Source organism: Hyphomonas sp. ske169 (assembly GCF_056850855.1).
Map to the genome: position 1 here is coordinate 2,049,048 of NZ_CP096146.1, position 15,406 is coordinate 2,064,453.

Sequence of the window (15,406 nt, forward strand, 5' to 3'; positions counted from 1 at the left end):
GGGGCTGTTTACGCTAAAAGCGTTAGGCCTGACAATTTGTTTGCCGACGCCAGGGCCGCACAATGCCTGTACTTACCGATAAGGTCAAAATTCGTGATGTGGAGGGCGTTAGTATACTGTGATTTCAGTAAATATTTTTGCGATTTTGTCTGGTCTTCGGAGTGAAACGACATAGTTCAACTGTAATTATTTGCTGGGTGCTGCAAAAGAGCCGTTTCCCTGTTCACGGGAAACCTGTAGGGCCCCCTCGCGATTTAGGCGAAAGAGTTCGCCGAGGGACGTATAATGAGTGAACAGACGCTAGGCTCGACCGATATAGAATATATCGCAGACATGTTGCGCGCCGTGGTTTGGGCCAAAGACGAGATATTGCATGTGTCGAAAGAGACGTTGCAAGACCTCGAAGCGAGCCTAACCACAGCGGAAGCGGCTTTGCGCCGCGCCGCATTAGAAATGCGTGAACCGCGCAGCGCCTAAACCGGCATCATTCCTTTACAGCGCTATAATAGTGAGACCCGGCGTCGTCATTGACGTTTTCAATGTGACTGAACCCCACCCGGCTCAATTGCGCACGATATACGTCCTCGCCGAGCGAAATGGACAATCGGGAGGTCAACAGATCATCCCATGTGCCAGCCTCGATGGGTGCCGACATTAGAAACCTGCCTCCCGGTTTCATAGCCTTGGCAACTTTCTCGATGAGCTTCTTTTGCGCGGATTCTGGCAACAAAAAAATCAATCCGACTGCAAGCACCGCATCGAAGGACTTGTTAAAAAAGTGCGAGCTCTCCACGGGCTCGCATGCAATGTCGATTGTGGGGAACCGCATTCGAAAAGCGGACACCATGCTCGGTGAAGCGTCTATCGCTGAAATGGACAAATCCGCATCCAACAAGACCGACATGTATGGTTCGCCATATCCTGCACCAAGGTCCAATACGGAGGCACCACTCGGAAGTTTATTGGCCCAATCGGCCACCACGACACGCCCCGCTCGACTTCGGACCTGGATATATGTGTCCGCAATCGCGTCATAGCCATTGGATGGATCATTCGTATCGGGCATCTCTAGCCGCTCCTTCGCCGCTATCTCCTTACGGATTTAGACTAAGAGGACACCAGTCGACTGCGGCTCGGTCAGATAGCGACGTCTAAACCCGCCGCCACGTCGCGCCGGTCGCGCCGTCCATGATTTCAATACCTTTCGCGGCGAGCTCATCGCGGATCCGGTCGGCTTCGGCCCAGTCCTTATCAGCGCGCGCTTGCACCCGCGCCGCGACCAGCGCATCGATGCGGGCATTCTCATCACTGTCACCGCCTTGCTCCCATTCCGCCGGAGAATTGGTCAACAGCCCCAGCAAGGCGCCAGCTGCGAGTAGGTCGGCACGCGCTTCCGCCATGGCGGCTTGATCTTTCCGGTCCGCCGCGCCGTTTGCAGCGCCAGAGAGGCGAGATAATTCCGCAAGCGCAATCGGCGTGTTGAGATCATCTTTCAACGCGTCCCGAACACCGCGATCGCGGGCTTGGCCGCCTTCCGCGTCCCAGACCCGGCGGAGCGACCCATAAATCCGGTTGAGCGTCGCTTTGGCCTGCTCGAGCAAATCCGTCGTCCAATCGAGCGGCGCGCGATAATGACCGCTCAGCATGGCAAAACGGATCACTTCGCCGTCCCAGTCTTTGAGCAAATCGTTCAGCAAAACGACATTGCCGAGCGATTTCGACATTTTCTCACCGGCCATATCGAGGAAGCCATTATGCATCCAATAATTGGCCATGGTCTCGCCATGGGCGCATTCTGATTGGGCGATTTCATTCTCATGATGCGGGAATTGCAAGTCGATCCCGCCGCCATGAATGTCGATTGTTTTGCCGAGATGTTTGGCTGCCATGGCTGAGCATTCAATGTGCCAGCCTGGTCGACCCCGGCCCCATTTGCTGTCCCAAATGGCGTCTTCTGGCTCACCTGGCTTGGCGAATTTCCAAAGCGCGAAATCAGCGGCGTCGCGTTTGCCGAGATCCACATCCACGCGAGCCCCGGCTTGATTATCTTTCAAGTTGCGCTTGGAGAGCCGACCATAATCGCTCATTTGCGGCACGTTGAAGAACACGCCGGCCTCCGTTGCATAGGCATAACCTTTACGCTCCAGCGCTTCGATAATGTCGAGCATTTCGCCAACATGTTCGGTCGCCCAAGGAATCACAGTCGGCGGCAAGGCTTTCACCGCTGCGGCGTCCTGATCATAGATTTTGGCGTATTTCTGGGTGATCGCTTCAATCGTCTCGCCCGTGTCTTGCGAGGCGGCGATGATCTTGTCTTCGATATCGGTTACATTCCGCGCATAGACGACCGCATCTTCGCCATAGGCGGAGCGCAGCAAACGAAACAAAGTATCGAACACAATGACGGGCCGGAAATTGCCGATATGCGCGCGATTATAAACCGTCGGACCGCAGACATACATGGTCACACGGTTTGGGTCTTGAGGTTTGAAAACGCGCTTTTCGCGGCTCAGCGTATCGTAAAGGCGAATAGACATGTCAGGCTCGTCTGTCTGGGAAAAAAGGGCAAGGCGATGCGGGGCTAAGACGGGTGGGTCTTAGCCGCAAATACAGACGCAACAGATGACGTGCTTCAGCATCGCCGGCTCCTTCAATTGGCGCTGGCTTAGGCGTCTAAATGAGATTTGGCAATGGCCGGTTAAAGCTTACCGCTTCAGTTTGGCATTCCGGCGTTCGCGCCAGCCAATATAGAAGGTCGAGACGACGATGATCGCGGCGCCGACCCAGACGCTGACTCCGGGGATCAAGCGGAACACCCAAAAGTCTGCTGCCGCCGCCATGGGCAAGCGCAAATAGTCCATCGGTGAAAGGAAAGACGCATCGCCAATGCTCATTGCATAGATGAAGCAGAATTGAGAGGCGAACCCGAACCCGCTCATGGCCAGGATCAAGCCCCAATCTTGGAGCGAGACATCTTGCCAAAATACATAGACGAAGGGTGCTAAGAGGAGGCTGGAAAGCAGATTGGCATAGAGCAGCAAGACCATGGCAGGCAGCTCCGCGCTTAGAAATTTCACCATGACAATGGCGGCGGCAAGTCCAAACGCGCTGATCAGTGCCACCAAACTGCCAAGGTCAAAGCCTGTGAGATCAAGCGCGCCTGGCTGCCAAAAGAAAAACAGGCCAGGCATGACCATCACCAATACGCCTAAGAACCCAACCACCAACGCTGCCCAACGATGCGGACCGACAAATTCGCGCAATGCAATGGCGGCCAGCAGAGTGACAAAAAGCGGGCGCGTAAAACTGATCGCGTTAAATTGGGCCAAGGTCAGCGTGAAAAAGTCCGACACCGCGACAATGGCGAGGGTAAAGCCAAGCGTCCCTGAGAGGCTGCGGAGTAGCAATAAGCCGGGTCGCTTGGTCCGCAATTTGGAGAAACCAATCGCGGCGACAAATGGAATGGCCATGACCAAGCCAAGAAACGCTCGCCAAAAAGCCAAAAAGACAGGGTGAACATCAGAGGATAGAAGCTTGTTGAGAAGGAGATAGATTGTGAACCCGACGCCTGACAGGATCATTAGGAACGCGCCTTGCAAGTTCCCTGAAAGCTTCGCAGTCTTAACGCCTTGGTAACCGGATCCTTCCTCCTTGTCTGACATGTCTACCTTCTCTGTTGCCGACCTTAACGCCATTGACCAACTTTGGCGTTCTATTCCAGCGGATCATGTTTGGACTGGGTGGTCCGCCACGGGCGAAGCGCCGAGTGAAATCACGCTCTACCGCACCCGCGCGCACTGGCGCCGGTTTCCGTTGCGCAAGTCAAACGGCGAATTTGTGCTATTTGATGATCGCGGCACGGAAGTCGCGCGATCTGCAACCGCTGAAGATTTGCTCAAACAGGTGGAAGCAATTCCGGGCCTCGCGGCCTAAGTCCAACATGTCCTCATGCTGAGCGACGTCGAAGGATGTGTTTGTGATACGCGCCGCCCTCGTCCTCCGACTTCGCTCAGGATGAGGGCTAAATTCCGTTCCAACCGGTTTAACTGCCCTGTCCGCTGCGCATGGCTGTTGCCATTTGCTCGGCCTGTTCGGGCGTAATCCCGAGCGCATCCAAGAGTGGACCGCCAATTTCATCATCCCAGCTATGCGGCGGTCCGACGGTCATTCCGCCATCGACCACGAACTCGCCACCGGTGACAAAGCCGGCTGTATCAGAACTCAAGAAGGCCGCCATTTCGGCGATGTCAGCGCCTTTGCCAGTGCGCCCAATCGGCTGCATGGCGCCGCCCGCTTGAGCGACCATTTCGGCCATTTGATCCGCCTGTTCGCGCGACAGTCCGAGCGAGGCGCCGAAGATCGATGTGGCGATAAAGCCTGGCAAGATTGCGTTGACCCGGATTTTGTATTTGGACAGTTCGGCCGCGGCCATTTTTGAGAAATACGCCACGGCTTTTTTCGCGACAGAATAAGTGATCGGGGCATACCCCGCACAGACCGCAGAAATAGAGGAGGTATTGATCACACTGCCGCCGCCGCGCGCCTTCATGTGCGGCACGGCAAAATGAGTTCCGGCAAAGACTGACTTTAAAAGCAGGTCCATGGTGAAATCATAGCCATCAAGATCGAGCTCTTCGACCGAACTTGAAGTGCCGCCACTGCCAGCATTGTTCCAAAGAATGTCGAGCCCGCCAAATGTGTCGACAGCCGACTGCATCAGCGCTTCCAGTGATTTGGGGTCGGTGACGTCGCAATGCTGGTAAGCGACTTTGTCTTCGCCAAATCGGGCCACGAGCGCGGCCCCTTTATCGTCTTGCAAGTCAGCGGCGACCACTTGCGCACCTGCCTTCACGAAGACTTCGACACCGGAGGCGCCGATGCCGCTCGCAGCGCCTGTAATCACCGCCACCTTGCCTGTTAAATCCGCCATGCATTCCTCCTTGTCTGTCTTTAGGAGTATGGGGCGGGATCAGATGGGTATCGTCAAGACGGTCCGCCGCGTTAATCGCCGAACCGTTTTAATGGCATGTTCGACACGAGGCTCGGCTTTGCTGACAGAGATTGTCACTTGAGGACTGGTATCTCAGAGGCCTCAATCACAGCCAAAGAAAGCGACCAATATGACCTACAAGCCCCAACACTTTGCCTGCTGGTTCGAAATCCCCGTGACCGATCTCGACGCTTCGATAGCTTTCTACGGAAAAGTCTTCAATATGGAGCTGACCACGGTCGATGGCGGTCCGAACCCGATCGTCACCTTTCCTGTCTCTGATGACGAAGGCGGGGTTTCAGGGCACCTCTATCCCGGCACACCTTCTGAAGCCGGCTCGACCATTCACCTCGTCGTTCCAGATACGCTGGCTGAGACCCGCGCCCGGGTCGAAGCGGCGGGCGGGAAGGTCGAGTCTGAGAATATCGAAATCCCTGCCGGTCATTTCTGCTATGCGCGTGATTTAGATGGCAACTCGATAGGCCTGTTTGAACTCAAGACCTAATCGCTGCTTCTCGATAGGCGTCAGCATGCAAAGACGTGCGTGCTGGCGCTTGACTCTTGGCCTCTAATCCTGTTTTAGACGCCGCTTCAGGACGGGTCGGTGTGGTGCTGCCGTTGTAATCGTTGCTTTCATTTGGAGAGTAACCAGCCCACGTCAAAAATTGAGGTCTAATATGTCACGTCGTCACTCGGCGAAGTACAAGATTGATCGCCGTGTTGGCGAGAACATCTGGGGACGCCCCAAATCACCAGTCAATAAGCGCCCAAACAAGCCAGGTCAGCACGGTCCTAATCGCCGTGGTAAAGTCTCTGACTTTGGGATGCAGTTGATGGCCAAGCAGAAACTCAAGTTTCACTATGGCGACATCACTGAGAAACAGTTCCGCGCGACTTTTGTTGAAGCCGCCCGCCGGAAAGGTAACACCGCGGAGCTTCTGATCGGTCTGCTCGAGTCTCGTCTCGACGCCTTTGTTTACCGTTCGAAGTTCGTGCCGACGATTTTCGCAGCGCGCCAGTTCGTCAATCACGGCCACGTCACTGTGAACGGCGTAAAGACCAATATCGGCTCTTACCGTCTGAAGCCAGGCGACGTTGTCCAGGTTCGTGAAAAGTCTCGCAACATGGCGCTGGTTCTGGAAGCTCTTGGCTCGCCAGAGCGCGACCTGCCAGAATATATCGAGGTCGACCCTAAAGCGATGACCGCGACCTATGTTCGGATGCCAGAGCTTTCTGACGTCCCATACCCGGTCCAGATGGAACCTGCCCAGGTCGTCGAATACTATTCTTCATAAGACGAAGACGAAAATCGAAATTCCAAACCCCTGCTTCGGCAGGGGTTTTTTTGTGTTCAACGCCACTGCGCCGCTTGCTCTCATTTAGGAACCGTGGTCGGTGGCCTTAAGAAAAGGGGGAAGTAAGAGCTCATGTTGAAACGACTTACGGTCATGGCGTTGATCGCTGGAATGACCGCCACACCAATAGTGACTGCAGACAATAGCGCATATTTGGACATCGTTTTGGGACAGTTGAATGATGTTGAATCGCGTATGAAACCGATCATGGAGGCGGCTGACCGGCAGATGGAATTGGTCGACCGCACCATCAGCGTCACCGACAATGATCGGAATGGCATATACTATCTGACCGACCTTGAGCCGAATACGGGCTATTTGATTGTTGGCGTCTGCGATAGAGATTGCTCCGACATCGATATGCAAATCGAGAATGATGACGGCGAGACGCTCGATACCGACATCGAAGATGATGATGCCCCAGTCCTGGAGTTTCGAACCGACGCAGACAGCGATCATTACAAGCTCGACCTCGACATGGTGAGCTGCAGCGCAGATTTTTGCTTCTATGGAATCGGTGTGTTCAAAACCGATCCAGAGGCTAAATCGCCGAGCTCAGCCTCAACGGATTCCTCTTCGGCCACGAGCTTTGAGGATGTGGTCGATGTTCAGCTCGAAAATGTGCACGCGGCTATGCTCGAGACTGCGCGCAATAACAATTATGTGGTTGAGAAAGTGAATGAGCAAAAAGGAATGCTCATGGCAGGCGCAAGCCAAACGATTGAATTGAAAGATCTCGTCGATTTCGAGCACTATGCCGCGTATGCGATGTGCGATCAGGATTGCGATGCGATTGGTTTAAAGCTCAATGCAGCCATGTTCTCGTCGAATATGGAGACCGTTGAAGAAGAGACCGAGCGAACGGCAGTGGCAGGGTTCGAGTTCTCAGCTCGTCCCCTCAGCGACCACGAGCTTGAAGTGACAATGACAGAATGCTCAAGCGAACCCTGCTTTTTCGGCGTCGTTGTGTATGAATTGAAAAAAGAAGAGTAAGCCAGCACTTGCGGAAACTTCAAAGCCACGCTGTCATGCCGCAGCTTTTTTGTGTCATCTCGTCAGGAGGATAGCGAGTGCCCCAACCTAAGATATCTGATGTCAAAGCGGCCCTCATCGCCGCGCCCGGCAAATCCTTTGACCTCTCAAAACGCGATTCCGGCGATCGCTCTCTGTTCGAAGACAAGGATGATGCCAAAGACAGTCTGAAAGACGATGCTAAGGCGATTAATGAGCTGCAAGATAGGCTCTATGCCAATCGAGACCGGGCCTTGTTGGTCGTGTTACAGGGCATGGATACGGCCGGCAAAAGCGGCGTTATCCGTAATGTCTTTGCCGATACCAGTCCGCTCGGCATGCAGGTGCGTGCCTTTAAAGCGCCGAGCAAAACTGAACTCGCGCATGATTATCTCTGGCGCATTCATGATGCCGTACCACGTAAAGGCCGGATTGGGGTCTTCGATCGCTCACATTATGAAGATGTGCTGGTCGTAAAGGTCCGCAACTTCGCCCCGGCGGAAAAAGTCGAGCAGCGTTATGAGCAGATCAACGCGTTCGAAAAACACCTCAGCGAGAACGGCGTGACGGTGCTAAAGTTCATGCTGAATGTTGGCTATGAAGAGCAAGGCATTCGGCTTCGTGAGCGTCTGGAAGAGCCTCACAAATTGTGGAAGTTCAATCCAGGTGATTTGGAAGACCGTAAGCTCTGGCCTGACTTTATGGGCGCTTATGAAACCGCGGTACAGCGCTGTTCAACCGAGCACGCGCCTTGGTATGTGGTGCCCGCTGACAGCCGCACGCGGCGCAATGCAATGATTGCCCGGATCGTTCGTGGCGCGCTGGAGGATATGAACCTCTCTTGGCCTGATCCGGGCTATAAGGCAGACGATTTTCAGTTCGACTAAGCGCACTTAGCCTCTGATGGAGACAGATCCGCCGCTCGATTTGTCGCTGGTGACATCGGTCGGGCCGCCATAGACATTGACATCCGCACCACTCGAAGCGTCAGCATTGACGCTGCCGGTGACATGGATCGAGATGTCAGATCCGCTGGACGCATCGGCCTCGCCATTTTGGCAAATCAGATCACGCGCTTCGATGTCTGAACCGGAAGAAGAATCGGCACGTACCGTTTCGCAGGTGCCGGAGATTGAAGCGTCTGAGCCGCTTGAGGTTTCAATAATGACGGTGCCGCCATCAACGCCGGTAATAGTGACATCTGCGCCAGAAGAAACATCAATCGAAACGGTCGAGCCGCTCATCCCCCGACCCATCACATCAGAGCCGGATGAGGCTTCTACGCCGCTAATCACCGGCGCGCTAACTGTGATGCCATAACGCTCGCGTTTCCGGCCCCAGCCCCAATTGTTCTTCTTGCGCTTCAGCACCAGCGTGTCGCCTCTGACCTCGACTTCGATATCGCTGAAATCGCCTTTCTTGTTTTCGACGGTAACCGGACCGGCTGCACCTTGCTCAAAACTGAGATCGAGGCCGGCAGAGATATCGATATTTGTAAACGACCCGACATCATAAGTACGGGTTTCGGCACTGGCAGCGCCAGCAAAGCCCAGCGCAAAAAGGCTGGCGACAGTAAAAGTGCGGATCATGAGGGTTCGCTCCATTAAACAGGGTTTGGGATCCTGAACGCCTCCCTCATGTATATATCGAAAAACAATAAGTCAATCGATTTTGACTACAAATGTGGTCTTTGTTCTGTTGGTTACTCGAATTTGCCGTTCACTCAATGCCGAAGAGATCGCCGACCGCCTCGACCAAGTCCAACATTTCACCGATTTGTCCGATAGCGAGGCGGATCGCGGCATCGCCTTCAAGGCCGGTGTCTTCGCTGGTCAGATCAAATCGGTTCGGGCCTTCAAAGGCGACGACCAAATGGTCGCCTTGAGCGGTAGCGCGGATCGGTTCGCCATGGGCGAGTTCGAGGATGCGTTGCATCACATCGGGAGTGAAGACAAAGCGCGCTTCGACTTGATCATTTGAACGGACTCTAAAATCGTCTTCAAACTCATTCGATTCAAGGCGAACATGTTCGAGGCGTTCCGCGTCGCCCGGCTTGTGCCAGCCGATTTTCCTGGACCGAACTTGCGTTGTGCTTTGCAAAGGTCGCGGAAGTTTAAGTACAATCAAAAGCGCATGCTCAGCCTCATATACGGTTCCGTCATCGGTGCGGCGTGGAGACCGAACCACTTCAAACGCATCAAAATGCAGTCCGGTATGTTCGCCGGAGAAGCCGTCCTCAAGTCGGGTGAGGCCGGTCTCGCGGGCTTTCTTAGTCGCTTCATCTGCGCCGCCAATATGGATCACGGTCGCGAGTTCAACCAAGCCTGACGCCCGCGCCGCGGCGACAGCCTCGTCTTGCCCGCGATATTCTTCGAGTGCGGCATGGAGTTTTTTGAAACTGGCTTGGAACAGACCTTCCTTGCTTTGCTGCGCGACAATGCTCTGCCCGCCGCCCGGTGCCGCAATATAGGTGAGGCCGAGATGACCGGCCAAAGGCGTAAAAACGGCATCGCGAAAGGCAAGGTCTTTGATCATTCGATCGATTTGGATACGCGCGATTTTCTCGATGCTCGGCCGCGCGAGGAAAAACCCGATAATGATGGCCGCGATAAATCCGAGCGGTCCGAAGGTTGAGCTGAGGGCAACCAATAGGACGAGCCCAATCGCCGCCACAAAACAGCCGCCGCCATACAGGGCATTGATGGGGCTGGTTTCGGCGCGCCGCGGGATGGCGTCATTGAGCTTCGGGAGCGTATCCCGCTCGGCAATATTGCGCAGGCCAGAAAAACCGGGACGTTGTTCCAAATCGTCCCAAGACTTGGGCTCGATCTGCGTTTTGCGTCCCGCCATATTTGCGTCCCTCATATCCTTTGCGGATAGTGTATGGCGCTGGTCGCGAAAAAAAAGCCCGCATCCGAGGATGCGAGCTTTTCATTGTCAAAATCGCCAATAGGCGAACGGCTTACATAAAGCCTTTGAACTTGTCTTTGAAGCGAGACACGCGGCCGCCGCGGTCCAGGTTCGCATTGCGATCGCCGGTCCAAGCAGGGTGTGAGCTTGAGTCAATATCGAGGACGAGTCGATCGCCTTCTTTGCCCCATGTAGAGCGGGTCTGATACTCCGTCCCGTCAGTCATAACGACGGTGATGAAGTGATAATCTGGATGGCCTTCGGCTTTCATCGCGGGGTGCCTCTTAGAGTCTGTTATGGGACGATTACTGACCGGCCCTGAATTCTCGAAAGCGCGGACATACAGGAAGGGACGGGCAAGCGCAAGGCAATTGAGTCAGGGCGCGGTGTTCTCAGGCGGCTGGCGGATCTGACAGTAGAACGCCGCGGCAGGGTTTGATGTCTTGGGGCGAAGCCTGGAGGACCTGATCTATGCGACTGCCGACCCTGATAAGCTCTGCCCTGTGCGCACTCGCCATTGGCACGATCGCGCCCGCCGCGACGGCAGAGTGCGATATCTCTCAGACAAAATGCGCGCTGAATGGCGGCAAGTGCAACATTCACTTCAAGAACCGCACGGGCGATTCAGGGGGCTCGGATGGGAGTTCTGCCATGAAGCAAAGTTCCGCCGCTCAATCTGTTCAGGTTAAAGCGGTTGATAAGAAGAATGATAAAGTCGGCAATAAGCTGACCATTCAGGCGGGCGCCAAGAAGACGATGAACATCGATAAAAAGGCCAAGAAAGGCTTCCATGCGATCAAAATCACGTCTGGCAATGCTGGGGGGTGGTATGAAGGCGTTAAGATGGGTTGCGACGATATTATCGAAACCCTGAACGGCACCGGCATCTGCAAAATCTTCCAAGGCGATTATGCCCATGACGAAGGAGATCGCGGCCTCAACCTGGGTTCAACGCATCTTGGGTACCAATGCGATGGCGGTGATGTCGGGGGGCCGGACTAAGGCCTGGTTTCCAAATGGCTTTCTCAAGATCGGAGTTTTTGATGATCTCTCGAACCCTCATTAGCGGCATCGCGTTCGGCCTCTCAAGCCTTTTAGCCGCGCCCTTGGCAAGCGCTGAGTGTGACATCTCTCAGACCAAATGCGCGCTGAATGGCGGCAAGTGCAATATCCACTTCAAGAACCGCACGGGCGACACAGGGGGCTCGGATGGGAGTTCCAGTCTAGATCAAAGATCGGCCGCCCAGACCATCGAAGTTAAAGCCGTCGACGAGAAGAATAATAAAGTCGGCAATAAGCTCAGCATTCCGGTCAGCTCTTCCAAGACCATGAATATGGAAAAAAAGGCCAAGAAAGGCTTCGACGGGATCCGGATCACCTCTCACAATGCCCCGAAAATGTATGAAGGCGTTCGGATGAGCTGCGCCGAGATTATCGAAACACTCAACGGCACCGGTACCTGCAAAGTCTTCCAAGGCCTCTGGACACCTGGCGGCGATACGCAAGGTAGACTCGGCTATCAGTGCGACGGCGGCGATGTCGGTGGTCCAATTGATCCAAACGCCACCTAACCCGTTTTTCAGGCCTAATCGAAGGACTCTGATGCTCATCATGAAACAGAAAACTGTTTTGGCCAGCGCTTTTTTTCAAACGGCTGGCGCGCTCGTCGCGCCGGTGGCGAGCGCGGATTGCGACATCTCTGAAACCAAATGCGCCCAGAATGGCGGTAAGTGTAATATACACTTCAAGAACCGAAGCGGCGATACGGGTGGCTCGGATGGCAGCTCTTCGTTGACCCAAAATTCCGCCGCGCAAGCTGTTTCAGTCAAAGCCGTCGACAAGAACAATAATAGAGTCGGCAATAAGCTGATCATTCAGGCTTGGGACGAGAAGACCATGAATGTCGCCAAGAAAGCCAAGAAAGGCTTCGATGGCATCCGCATCACCTCAGACAATGCCCCGGTCATGTACGATGGCAGTTATATGAACTGCGCCGACATTATCGAGACGCTGAACGGCACGGGCATTTGCAAACTCTTCCACGGCACCCGCAAGCAAGGCGGCGAGGTCGAGGGCATCATTGGCTATCAATGCGATGGCGGCGATGTCGGTGGGCCAGATTGAGCCGGGGCATTTTTCATCTCAAACGAACGGAGCTTCGAATGACCCATCGATTCCTATTAGGCGCGCTCGCGCTTGGCCTATCCGGCATGGTTGCGGCCCCTATGGCAAACGCAGCGTGCGATATCTCTGACACCAAATGCGCGGTGAATGGTGGTAAGTGTAATATCAAGTTCAAGAACCGCACCGGCGATGCAAGCGGTTCCGGTGACGGCTCGAATATTAAACAAACCTCTTCGGCCCAAACCATTTTGGTCAGGGCGATCAGAGCGGATGACTCTAAAGCAGGAAATACGCTGTCCATTACCGCTGGCGCGAGCAACACGATGAATATCGAAAAGAAAGCCAAGAAGAATTTCGAATTCATTGGCATCTCGTCCAAAGACTTAGTTGGATCCGTCGATTCTGTCGGCATGTCCTGTGCGGCCGTCAAAGCCGTTTTGAACGGCAATGGCACCTGCAAAGTCTTTCACGGCGCAAAGCAAGAACAGGGTCGTTTGCAGCTTGGCCTTGGCTATCAGTGCGATGGCGGGAAGGTCAACGGCTCGTTCTAATCCCCGTCCGCGTCCCGATTTTTTCAATAGTGGAGTATCCAATGAATTCTCGCATATTCAGCAGTGTCCTCGTTCTCGGTGTTTCCAGCCTTTTGGCGGTGCCTTTGGCAAGCGCCACTTGCGATATCTCGCAAACCAAATGCGCCGTGAATGGCGGAAAATGTAATATTAAGTTCCGCAATCAAACCGGCGTTTCGAGCGGATCGTCGGCCGGCACGGATCTCAAACAAACCTCCTCGGCGCAGACTGTGAAAGTCAAAGCGGTCAAAGATAATGGCAACACGGCTGGCAATGCGCTGACCATTGATGCCGGTGCCAGCAATACGATGAATATGGATAAGAAGGCGAAAAAGAATTTCACCAAAATCCGCATCACATCCCCCGCCATGGCCCGGGTCGATGGCGTCACCATGAGCTGCACCGACATTCAAGCGGTCCTGAATGGCAATGGCACCTGCAAGATATTCCATGGCGAGCCAGCTTATGGCGCCGAAAGCATGGAATATCAGCTCGGCTATCAATGCGATGGCAGCAATGTCGCCGGTCCAAAAGACTGAGCCAGTCTCAAACTTTTATTTCAGAAAAAAACCTGGAGTCTCTCATGAAACATAAAGCCGTTTTGACGAGCGCCGTAATCCTCATGGCCAGCGCATTTGCTGCTCCGCTCGCCAGCGCCGCGTGCGATATCTCTGACACCAAATGCGCAGTGAATGGTGGCAAGTGTAATATCAAGTTTAAGAACCGCACCAGCGATACGAGCGGGTCTGATGGCAGCTCGAATATCAACCAAACCTCTTCGGCTCAAACCGTGGTGGTCAAAGCCCGCAAACGCGATGGCAGCAAAGCCGGCAATAAACTGACCATTGTTGCAGGCGCCAGCAATACGATGAATATCGACAAGAAGGCCAACAAGAATTTTCACGATGTGCAACTGGCATCAGATGCCTATGGCGGTGTGGTTTATCCCGCCACCATGTCCTGTGAGGACGTCAAAGCCGTTTTGAACGGCAATGGCACCTGCAAAGTCTTCCACGGTCAGAAAACCAAAGGCGCCACGGTGAATTACTTCCTTGGTTATCAATGTGATGGCGGAAATGTTGGCGGTCCAACAGAAGCTCATGTGAGATAGCGCGGTTCAATCGCTGCGCCCGCCGGCCACGTCATCCTCCATTCGGAATCAACACGCTCAGGGAGTTATCCATGAAAGCGCAAACCCTCTTAGCCAGCACAGCCTTTCTCATAGCAGGAAGCTTGGCGGTCCCCATGGCCAGTGCTGAATGTGATATCTCTGAAACCAAATGTGCGGTGAATGGCAACAAATGTAACATCAAGTTTCGCAACAAAACAGGCGAGGCGAGTGGGTCTTCGGGCGGCACGTCGCTCGACCAGACCACGATGGCGAGCTATCTGTGGATCTCAGCCCGCGACGATAATGGCGACCGTGTCGGCAATAAGCTCTCGCTCGGGCTTGGCGAGAATGCGACGATGAATTTGAGTAAAAAAGCCAAGAAGGAAAATGGCTTTGAGTCGATTAAAGCCATGGTCCAAGAAAAGAACGGGCCCGTCGATCCGGCCAGAATAAGCTGCGAAGAGATCAAAACCATTTTAAATGGCACCGGCTCATGCAAGATCTTCCATGGTCGCAAGAAAGGCACCACTTCGAAATATGCGCTCGGCTATGAATGCGATAGCGGCCGGGTGGCCGGGCCTAAATAGCGTCCAAGCCGCCAAGCAGCCTAAACGCCATCCTCGGCGACGCCAGACGCCAATTCAGGGTCGAGATAATCGGCTGTGATCCGCTTGTCCGCTTTGTCTAAACGCCAAGTGTAAAGGGCAAACGTGATCCATCCGGCATGGAATACTATGCCAGCAACGAGCGCGAGCCAGCCTGGGATAGGGCCAATATGCGCACGATACAGGAACTCTGACCACGAGCTGACATCGCTCGGGTGCATGCCAATTTTTGCATAATAGGCAACGCCTTGGATCAGAAAGAGCCAGCCATAGTTGCGGCGTAGGCGTCGGCCGATGGCGCGCATCGCCGATATGCGGTGACGCGGGCGCATATAATCGTCGGACAGGGCCGTGCCTTTATCCATCGCGATTTGCGCGCCATCACCTCGCAGGATTGGCACATAATTTGTGATCTCGATCATCCGCGCGCGGAATTTCCAGACATAGAAATAACGATAGCGGCGCGCTTCTAGGATGAGGAACATGGCCGACAGCAAGCCGACCAAGACGATCGGCAAAGGCGAGGCTTGCTCATTCGCGAAACTCACAGAGAACGCGATACCCGTCGACACGACAGCCCAATTGGTTGTCATGTCCAAACGCTGACGCCAAATCGTCGAGCGATAGACTTCAGCGCGATATAAGTGTGCAAGCGCGCCGACTTCGGCGCTGCCGCAAATGGCTTCTGGTGGATCCTGATCGGCGTCTATCATGCTGAAAGTATAAGCTGA

21 protein-coding genes are annotated in these 15,406 nt (G+C 54.4%); 13 read left to right on the top strand and 8 right to left on the bottom strand.

Annotated elements, in window-relative coordinates; all coding sequences use genetic code 11:
• Positions 1–285 precede the first annotated feature (285 nt).
• The gene (locus tag MY069_RS09970) at positions 286–477 is read left to right on the top strand and encodes a hypothetical protein (protein WP_482793633.1); all 192 of its coding nucleotides are present in this window, start codon (positions 286–288) and stop codon (positions 475–477) included.
• A 7-nt stretch (positions 478–484) separates the two neighbouring features.
• On the opposite strand, the gene MY069_RS09975 is transcribed toward MY069_RS09970, so the two are convergent.
• The 3 genes from MY069_RS09975 to MY069_RS09985 all read right to left on the bottom strand — a co-directional run bounded on the left by MY069_RS09975 (position 485) and on the right by MY069_RS09985 (position 3,662).
• Positions 485–1,066: a class I SAM-dependent methyltransferase gene (locus tag MY069_RS09975; protein ID WP_482793634.1), complete on the bottom strand. Its 582-nt coding sequence runs from the start codon at positions 1,064–1,066 to the stop codon at positions 485–487.
• Between the two features lie 85 nt (positions 1,067–1,151).
• The gene (gene cysS / locus MY069_RS09980) at positions 1,152–2,537 is read right to left on the bottom strand and encodes a cysteine--tRNA ligase (protein ID WP_482793635.1); all 1,386 of its coding nucleotides are present in this window, start codon (positions 2,535–2,537) and stop codon (positions 1,152–1,154) included.
• Positions 2,538–2,705: 168 nt separating this feature from the next.
• Positions 2,706–3,662: a DMT family transporter gene (locus MY069_RS09985; RefSeq protein ID WP_482793636.1), complete on the bottom strand. Its 957-nt coding sequence runs from the start codon at positions 3,660–3,662 to the stop codon at positions 2,706–2,708.
• Here MY069_RS09985 and MY069_RS09990 point away from each other — a divergent pair.
• Positions 3,661–3,933, top strand: coding sequence for a hypothetical protein (locus MY069_RS09990; RefSeq protein ID WP_482796696.1), 273 nt, complete (start codon positions 3,661–3,663; stop codon positions 3,931–3,933). The two genes, MY069_RS09985 and MY069_RS09990, sit on opposite strands and share 2 nt — an antisense overlap.
• Before the next feature lie 109 nt (positions 3,934–4,042).
• Here MY069_RS09990 and MY069_RS09995 read toward each other — a convergent pair whose 3' ends face one another.
• Positions 4,043–4,930: an SDR family NAD(P)-dependent oxidoreductase gene (locus MY069_RS09995; protein WP_482793637.1), complete on the bottom strand. Its 888-nt coding sequence runs from the start codon at positions 4,928–4,930 to the stop codon at positions 4,043–4,045.
• 190 nt (positions 4,931–5,120) lie between these two features.
• Here MY069_RS09995 and MY069_RS10000 point away from each other — a divergent pair, with 190 nt between their 5' ends.
• From MY069_RS10000 to MY069_RS10015, 4 genes are all read left to right on the top strand, one after another.
• Positions 5,121–5,495: a VOC family protein gene (locus MY069_RS10000; protein WP_482793638.1), complete on the top strand. Its 375-nt coding sequence runs from the start codon at positions 5,121–5,123 to the stop codon at positions 5,493–5,495.
• A gap of 172 nt (positions 5,496–5,667) precedes the next feature.
• Positions 5,668–6,285, top strand: a complete 618-nt coding sequence (rpsD, locus tag MY069_RS10005; protein WP_482793639.1) for a 30S ribosomal protein S4 — start codon at positions 5,668–5,670, stop codon at positions 6,283–6,285.
• A gap of 132 nt (positions 6,286–6,417) precedes the next feature.
• Complete coding sequence (locus tag MY069_RS10010; RefSeq protein ID WP_482793640.1) at positions 6,418–7,338, top strand: hypothetical protein; 921 nt, start codon at positions 6,418–6,420, stop codon at positions 7,336–7,338.
• A 77-nt stretch (positions 7,339–7,415) separates the two neighbouring features.
• A complete protein-coding gene (locus MY069_RS10015; RefSeq protein ID WP_482793641.1) occupies positions 7,416–8,243 on the top strand; it encodes a polyphosphate kinase 2 family protein in 828 nt (275 codons plus the stop codon).
• A 6-nt stretch (positions 8,244–8,249) separates the two neighbouring features.
• Here MY069_RS10015 and MY069_RS10020 read toward each other — a convergent pair whose 3' ends face one another.
• From MY069_RS10020 to rpmE, 3 genes are all read right to left on the bottom strand, one after another.
• Positions 8,250–8,945 carry a head GIN domain-containing protein gene (locus MY069_RS10020; RefSeq protein ID WP_482793642.1) on the bottom strand — a complete coding sequence of 232 codons (696 nt, stop codon included), beginning with the start codon at positions 8,943–8,945 and terminating at the stop codon, positions 8,250–8,252.
• Positions 8,946–9,075: 130 nt separating this feature from the next.
• Positions 9,076–10,206 carry a DUF3137 domain-containing protein gene (locus MY069_RS10025; RefSeq protein WP_482793643.1) on the bottom strand — a complete coding sequence of 377 codons (1,131 nt, stop codon included), beginning with the start codon at positions 10,204–10,206 and terminating at the stop codon, positions 9,076–9,078.
• 112 nt (positions 10,207–10,318) lie between these two features.
• The gene (gene rpmE / locus MY069_RS10030; RefSeq protein WP_406681795.1) at positions 10,319–10,537 is read right to left on the bottom strand and encodes a 50S ribosomal protein L31; all 219 of its coding nucleotides are present in this window, start codon (positions 10,535–10,537) and stop codon (positions 10,319–10,321) included.
• Between the two features lie 200 nt (positions 10,538–10,737).
• Between rpmE and MY069_RS10035 the strand changes: the two genes are divergently transcribed.
• From MY069_RS10035 to MY069_RS10065, 7 genes are all read left to right on the top strand, one after another.
• On the top strand, positions 10,738–11,268 hold the full coding sequence (locus tag MY069_RS10035) for a hypothetical protein (protein ID WP_482793644.1): 531 nt from the start codon (positions 10,738–10,740) through the stop codon (positions 11,266–11,268).
• A gap of 41 nt (positions 11,269–11,309) precedes the next feature.
• On the top strand, positions 11,310–11,837 hold the full coding sequence (locus tag MY069_RS10040; protein ID WP_482793645.1) for a hypothetical protein: 528 nt from the start codon (positions 11,310–11,312) through the stop codon (positions 11,835–11,837).
• Between the two features lie 40 nt (positions 11,838–11,877).
• A complete protein-coding gene (locus MY069_RS10045; RefSeq protein WP_482793646.1) occupies positions 11,878–12,390 on the top strand; it encodes a hypothetical protein in 513 nt (170 codons plus the stop codon).
• A 38-nt stretch (positions 12,391–12,428) separates the two neighbouring features.
• Positions 12,429–12,941, top strand: coding sequence for a hypothetical protein (locus MY069_RS10050; protein WP_482793647.1), 513 nt, complete (start codon positions 12,429–12,431; stop codon positions 12,939–12,941).
• 41 nt (positions 12,942–12,982) lie between these two features.
• A complete protein-coding gene (locus MY069_RS10055) occupies positions 12,983–13,498 on the top strand; it encodes a hypothetical protein (RefSeq protein WP_482793648.1) in 516 nt (171 codons plus the stop codon).
• A gap of 44 nt (positions 13,499–13,542) precedes the next feature.
• The gene (locus MY069_RS10060; protein WP_482793649.1) at positions 13,543–14,070 is read left to right on the top strand and encodes a hypothetical protein; all 528 of its coding nucleotides are present in this window, start codon (positions 13,543–13,545) and stop codon (positions 14,068–14,070) included.
• A 71-nt stretch (positions 14,071–14,141) separates the two neighbouring features.
• Positions 14,142–14,657, top strand: coding sequence for a hypothetical protein (locus tag MY069_RS10065; RefSeq protein WP_482793650.1), 516 nt, complete (start codon positions 14,142–14,144; stop codon positions 14,655–14,657).
• Positions 14,658–14,677: 20 nt separating this feature from the next.
• Here the strand turns inward: MY069_RS10065 and MY069_RS10070 are convergent, their stop codons facing one another.
• Positions 14,678–15,388, bottom strand: a complete 711-nt coding sequence (locus tag MY069_RS10070) for a DUF2270 domain-containing protein (RefSeq protein WP_482793651.1) — start codon at positions 15,386–15,388, stop codon at positions 14,678–14,680.
• Positions 15,389–15,406: the final 18 nt, after the last annotated feature.